Source organism: Streptomyces sp. SM10 (genome assembly GCF_002910915.1).
GTDB lineage: Bacteria > Actinomycetota > Actinomycetes > Streptomycetales > Streptomycetaceae > Streptomyces.
In genome coordinates this window covers 22,673-28,672 of sequence record NZ_NEUF01000045.1, presented here as the reverse complement: position 1 = coordinate 28,672, position 6,000 = coordinate 22,673, and the positions used below count along the sequence as shown (strand labels likewise).

General features: G+C 73.9%; 5 protein-coding genes (1 of these 5 running past the window's edge). 4 read left to right on the top strand and 1 reads right to left on the bottom strand.

The annotated features are described in order from the left end of the window. The 4 genes from B9S57_RS04655 to B9S57_RS04640 form a co-directional block, all read left to right on the top strand. Nucleotides 1-1,045, top strand: the 3' portion of a protein-coding gene (locus tag B9S57_RS04655; protein ID WP_103514238.1) for a sporulation protein. Its footprint begins 467 nt before the window's first position; 1,045 of the gene's 1,512 nt are visible here — the last part of the coding sequence; its start codon lies off the left edge, out of view; its stop codon occupies nucleotides 1,043-1,045. 122 nt (nucleotides 1,046-1,167) lie between these two features. Further along, nucleotides 1,168-2,424 (top strand): L-2-hydroxyglutarate oxidase, encoded by a 1,257-nt coding sequence (gene lhgO / locus B9S57_RS04650; protein WP_103514237.1) that lies wholly within the window; start codon nucleotides 1,168-1,170, stop codon nucleotides 2,422-2,424. Beyond that, entirely contained in the window at nucleotides 2,417-3,319 is a 903-nt protein-coding gene (gene trmB / locus B9S57_RS04645; RefSeq protein WP_103514236.1) for a tRNA (guanosine(46)-N7)-methyltransferase TrmB, read from the top strand. Before lhgO ends, trmB begins: the two co-directional genes overlap by 8 nt. Nucleotides 3,320-3,389: 70 nt before the next feature. Next, a complete protein-coding gene (locus B9S57_RS04640; protein WP_103514235.1) occupies nucleotides 3,390-4,823 on the top strand; it encodes a PrsW family intramembrane metalloprotease in 1,434 nt (477 codons plus the stop codon). A 46-nt stretch (nucleotides 4,824-4,869) separates the two neighbouring features. Here B9S57_RS04640 and B9S57_RS04635 read toward each other — a convergent pair whose 3' ends face one another. Continuing rightward, nucleotides 4,870-5,814 (bottom strand): aldo/keto reductase, encoded by a 945-nt coding sequence (locus B9S57_RS04635; protein WP_103514234.1) that lies wholly within the window; start codon nucleotides 5,812-5,814, stop codon nucleotides 4,870-4,872. Nucleotides 5,815-6,000: the final 186 nt, after the last annotated feature.

Here is a 6,000-nt window from a genome sequence, read left to right as displayed (position 1 = left end):
CGACCCCGCCGCCGCCCGGACCGCGATTCTCGGCCCGGAGGGCGCACCCGTGGCGCAGGGCGGCGTGCCCGTCCAGCCGGGCCCGGACGCCTCGGGCGCGGGCGCCGGCGGTGCGGACGGGCCGCTGCTGCGCGTCGGCCACAGCGACGTGACCAAGCTGCGCGAGGCGGCCCAGGACGCGCGCCGGTGGGACTCCAAGTACGGCGGCGGCGACTGGCGTTCGTCCATGGTCCCGGAGTGCTTACGGGTGGACGCCGCCCCGCTCCTGCTGGGTTCGTACAGTGACGAGGTCGGCCGGGCGCTCTTCGGGGCCTCCGCCGAGCTGACGAGGCTCGCCGGGTGGATGGCCTTCGACACGGGCCAGCAGGAAGCCGCCCAGCGCTACTACATCCAGGCGCTGCGCCTGGCCCGCGCCGCCGCCGACGTGCCCCTGGGCGGGTACGTCCTGGCGTCGATGTCCCTGCAGGCGACGTACCGGGGCTTCGCCGACGAGGGCGTGGACCTCGCCCAGGCCGCGGTCGAGCGCAATCGCGGGCTCGCCACCGCCAGGACCATGAGCTTCTTCCGGCTGGTCGAGGCGCGCGCCCACGCGAAGGCCGGCGACGCACCCGCCGCGGGAGCCGCGCTCCGGGCCGCCGAGAGCTGGCTGGAGCGCTCCCGGACGGGCGACTCGGACCCGGCCTGGCTCGGGTTCTACTCGTACGACAGGTTCGCCGCCGACGCCGCCGAGTGCTACCGGGACCTCAAGGCCCCCCGGCAGGTGCGGCGCTTCACCGAGCAGGCGCTGTCGAAACCCACCGACGAGTTCGTCCGCTCCCACGGGCTGCGGCTCGTCGTGTCCGCGGTCGCTGAGCTGGAGTCGGGCAACCTCGACGCGGCCTGTGCGGCGGGGACCCGTGCGGTGGAGGTCGCGGGGCGCATCTCGTCGGCGCGCACCACCGAGTACGTGCGCGACCTGCTGCACCGCCTGGAGCCGTACGGGGACGAGCCTCGCGTCGCCGAGCTCCGGGAACGGGCCCGCCCGCTTCTCGTCGCCCCGGCGTAGCGCCTCCGGTACGTCCCGGTATCGCCAGGTCCGGGCGCGGAACGTCCCGCCACGCACACGCCCTCCCTGGTTTGAGCCCGTTGTCAGTGGGTCAGTGCACTATCGGGGTGGGAGGTGGCGTGATGATGACGCACGCGGCGTACGACTGTGACGTGCTGGTGATCGGTGGCGGAATCGTCGGTCTGTCGACCGCGTACGCGATCACGCGCACCGCGCCCGGCACCCGGGTCACGGTGCTGGAGAAGGAATGGGGACCGGCCCGCCATCAGACCGGGCACAACAGCGGAGTGATCCACAGCGGCATCTACTACCCGCCCGGCTCGCTGAAGGCGCGCTACGCGGTGCGCGGCGCCGCCGAGCTGGTCGACTTCTGCGCGGCGCACGACATCGCCCACGCGGTGACGGGCAAGCTGATCGTGGCGACCGGCAGCGACGAGCTGCCCCGGCTGCACGCCTTGGTGCAGCGCGGCCGTGCACACGGCCTGCCGGTCCGGGAGCTCGGCCCCGCCCAGATCACGGAGTACGAACCCGGGGTGCGCGGCCTCGCCGCGATCCGGGTCGGGACGACGGGGGTGTGCGACTTCACCGCGGTCGCCGCCCGCTTCGCCTCCGAGGTGAGCACGGCGGGCGGCCGCATCCGCTACGGCGCGGAGGTCGTCGCCGTCGACCGGCGCCCCTGGGGTGTCGCGGTGCGCACGGCCGACGGCGAGGTCGTCCGGGCCCGTGTGCTGGTCAACTGCGCGGGGCTGCACAGCGACCGGGTCGCGCGGCTCGCGGGCGACGACCCGGGGGCACGCATCGTGCCGTTCCGCGGGGAGTACTACGAGCTGACCCGGCCGGAGCTGGTGCGCGGGCTGGTCTATCCGGTGCCGGACCCCGCCTTCCCCTTCCTCGGTGTCCACCTCACCCGGGGCATCGACGGCACGGTCCACGTCGGGCCGAACGCGGTGCCGGCGCCGGCCCGCGAGGGATACACGTGGACGGACGTCCACCCGCGCGAGCTGGCCGCCACCCTGGCCTGGCCCGGGTCCTGGCGTATCGCCCGGAGACACTGGCGGTACGGGGCGGGCGAGGTGCGCAGGTCCCTGTCGAAGGGGGCGTTCACCCGGGCCGTCCAGCGGCTGCTGCCGGAGGTGACGGAGGCGGATCTGCGGCCGTCCCCGGCCGGGGTCAGGGCGCAGGCGGTCCTGCGGGACGGCACGCTGGTGGACGACTTCCTGATCAGGGACGCCCCGCACACCGTCCATGTGCTGAACGCCCCCTCACCCGCGGCGACCGCGTCGCTGCCCATCGGGAGGGAGGTGGCACGGCGGGCCCTGCTGCGGGCTCGCGCGACGGGATGGACACCGCCCGCCGTACAATCGGGTCATTGTGTCTGAGCCCCTGAACCCCACCCCAGAGACGCCCGGCCCCACCCCGGAGACGGATTCCGTCACGCCGGGGACCGCGCCCTGCGCAGTGCCGGAGACCGCCCCGGAGACCGCCCCGGAAAAGGACGCGGACGCCGCGGTACGGCGTGCCGCCTCCTTCGAGCGCCAGCGCAGGCTGCGCCAGGAGCCCCGCTTCCCCGGTGGCCCGGCCGCCGACCCGGCGGGCTCGCACCACGAGCGCCGCATCCGCAGCTTCCAGCCGCGCCGCAGCCGGGTGACCACCGGCCAGGAGGACGCCCTCCAGCGGCTGTGGCCCACGTGGGGCCTGGACATCGACGGCCTCCGCGTCCTGGACCTCCCCACGCTCTTCGACGGCCTGCCGGTGGTCCTGGAGATCGGCTTCGGCATGGGCGAGGCCACGGCCCAGATGGCGGCCGACGACCCGGGCACGGGCATTCTCGCCGTCGACGTGCACACCCCCGGCCAGGGCAATCTGCTGGGTCTCGCGGACCGTGCGGGGGTGTCCAACGTCCGCGTCGCCAACGGTGACGCGATCATCCTGCTCCGCGAGATGCTGGAGCCCGCCTCGCTGGACGGCCTCCGGGTGTACTTCCCCGACCCCTGGCCGAAGAAGCGGCACCACAAGCGGCGGCTGATCCAGCCGGACTTCCTGGACCTGGTGGCGCGGCCGCTGAAGCCGGGCGCGGTCGTCCACTGCGCGACGGACTGGGAGCCGTACGCGGAGCAGATGCTGGACGTCCTGACGGAGCACCCCCAGTTCGAGAACACCCGGGCGGACGGCGGCTACGCGCCCCGTCCCCCGTTCCGGCCGCTGACCCGCTTCGAGGGCCAGGGCCTGGACAAGGGCCACGTCGTGCACGACGTGCTGTTCACCCGTCGCTGACCGGCCACCGGCACCCCGTCCGGGAACCGCGCCGTGGCGCGGTGCCAGTGCCCCTCGTTAGGGTCGTCAGGTGTCCGAGGGGTCCGTGCAGCATCAGCAGCCGGCCGTCCCGGTTCTCGAGGAGCAGCAGCTCGACGAGTTCCTGGGTGCCGTCCCGGAGCGAGGCCAGTGGCGTTACCGGCCCCGCCGCGTCGGCATGGTCTGGCGCAGCAAGGCGTTCCGCGCCGGTGCGGTGATCACGGCGCTCGCCCTCTGCGGTCTGGTGATCCTGGCCCTGGTCCGCCAGGAGACGGGGACCGAGGGCTTCCTGGTGGGTCTGGGGCTCGCCGTGCTGCCGGTGCCGCTGCTGATGGCCGCGTTCCGCTGGCTCGACCGGGTCGAACCGGGCCCGTGGCGGAATCTGCTGTTCGCCTTCGCCTGGGGCGCGTGCGCCGCCGCGCTGGTCGCGATCATCGCCAACTCCTTCGCGACACGGTGGATAGCGACGGCGACCGCCGATCCGGCGGGCGCCGACACCCTGGGGGCGACGGTGGTCGCCCCGGTGGTCGAGGAGAGCGCGAAGGCCGTCGCGGTCCTGCTGATCTTCCTCTTCCGCAGACGACAGTTCGGCGGGATCGTCGACGGCATCGTGGTCGCCGGCTTCACCGCGACCGGGTTCGCCTTCACCGAGAACATCCTCTATCTGGGCAATGCCTTCGGCGAGGACCAGCAGCTCGGGACCACCGGCTTCGCCTCCGTGACGGTGGGGACGTTCTTCGTCCGCGTGGTGATGTCGCCCTTCGCGCACCCCCTGTTCACGGTGCTCTCCGGGATCGGTTTCGGCATCGCGGCGCTCGGCGGCGCGCGTCACCGGGTGCGCCGGGTCGTCCTGCCGCTGCTCGGGCTCTCCCTCGCCATCGGTATGCACGCCCTGTGGAACGGCTCGTCGTCCTTCGGCCCGTACGGCTTCTACGCGGTGTACGGCGTCTTCATGGTGCCGTCCTTCGGCCTGGTGACCTGGCTGGCCCTCTGGGCGCGCCAGCGGGAACTGCGCACCCTCTCCGTCGAGCTGCCGGTCTACGCGGCCGCCGGCTGGCTGACCCCCGCCGAGCCTCTCGCGCTGGCCTCGATGCGGGCGCGGGGCATGGCCCGCGACATGGCCAGGCACTGGAACAGCCACCCGGACCCCGCCCTGGGGCGGGCCGCCGCCCGGGCCGTCGCGGAGTACGAGTCCTTCGCGACGTCCCTCGCCATGCTGCGGCGCAGGGCACGCCACGACGGAGCCGGCCCGGACTTCGCCCTCCGCGAGCAGGAGTTGCTGCACCACCTCTGGCATCGCCGGGAGTTCGCGGGCCCGGCCCTGACGTACGCGGCCCACGCGACAGGCCGGCTCCGGCGGGCCCACCAGCCCCCCGTGGCGCCTCCGTTCCCCCGTCAGGTCCCCTACGGCAGCGGGCCGCCGCAGCACCTCCCCGCGCCGCACCGGCACTACGGCGGCTACAACCCGTACCTGGAGGACCGCTGAGGTCCTCCGTCCGGTTCAGCGTGGATCATGCCGGGGAGGCAAGGGCTCAGGCGGACGCCTCGGTCAGCTCCGCGAGCTGCGCCTCGGACAGCCGGAGACCGGCCACCGCCATGAGCGCGGGCAGCTGTTCGACCGTACGGGCCGAGGCGATCGGTGCGGCGACGGTCGGCCGGGAGGCCAGCCAGGCCAGGGCGACCGTGGCGACCTCCGCGTCGTGCTCCTGGGCGATCCCGTCGAGCGCCGCGAGCACCTTGCGTCCGCGCTCGGTCTCCAGGTGCTTGCCCGCGCCTTCGGCCCGCGCGCTCTCGACGGCGGCTCCGGGGCGGTACTTGCCGGTGAGGAATCCCGAGGCGAGCGCGAAGTACGGGACGGCGGCGAGCCCGGCGCGGTCCGCGGTGTCCTGGAGCGCGCCTTCGTAGGTGGAGCGGGAGACGAGGTTGTAGTGCGGCTGCAGGGCCACGTAGCGGGCCATGCCCTCGCGCTCGGAGAAGTCCAGGGACGCCCTGAGCCGCTCGGGGCTGATGTTGGAGGCGGCGATCTCCCGCACCGTACCGGCCTTCACCAGCTGGTCGAGGGCGGTGATGATCTCCTCGACGGGGACGGTCTCGTCGTCGAAGTGCGTGTAGTAGAGGTCGATGTGGTCGGTGCCGAGCCTGCGCAGCGATGCCTCGGCCGCCGCCTTGATCGTGGTGGGCGCGAGCCCCTTGTACTCCGGGTGGGCGCCGACCTTGGTGGCGATGACGACGTCGTCGCGCCGGGACCGGGCCGCCAGCCACCGGCCGATGAGGGTCTCCGACTCGCCGCCCTCGTTGCCCGGGATCCAGGCGGAGTAGGAGTCGGCGGTGTCGACGAAGTTGCCGCCGGCCGCCACGTACGCGTCGAGGACGGCGAAGGTCCGGTCCTCGTCCGCCGTCCAGCCGAAGACGTTGCCGCCGAGGGCGAGGGGGAAGACCTGGAGGCTCGAGGAGCCGAGCGGGCGCAGAGAAGTCATACCGTGATCAACCGGGGGGCTGAGGCGGCTATTCCGTTTAGCCGGCCGTCCGGGCGTTCGCCGGCCGTCCGTACGCTCCTGATCCGGGGAGCCGCCGAGTGCCCACGGCTCCGGACAGACCGGCGGCCCTGGCGTCGGGGGGTTGTGCGTCAGGGCCACCGGGGTTGCGGTGCGCCGGTTGCCGGC

Bases quoted from the DNA above. Each gene is read 5' to 3' on its own strand.
- lhgO (WP_103514237.1), top strand. From the start codon at position 1,168: ATGATGACGCACGCGGCGTACGACTGTGACGTGCTGGTGATCGGTGGC.
- B9S57_RS04635 (WP_103514234.1), bottom strand. From the start codon at position 5,814: ATGACTTCTCTGCGCCCGCTCGGCTCCTCGAGCCTCCAGGTCTTCCCC.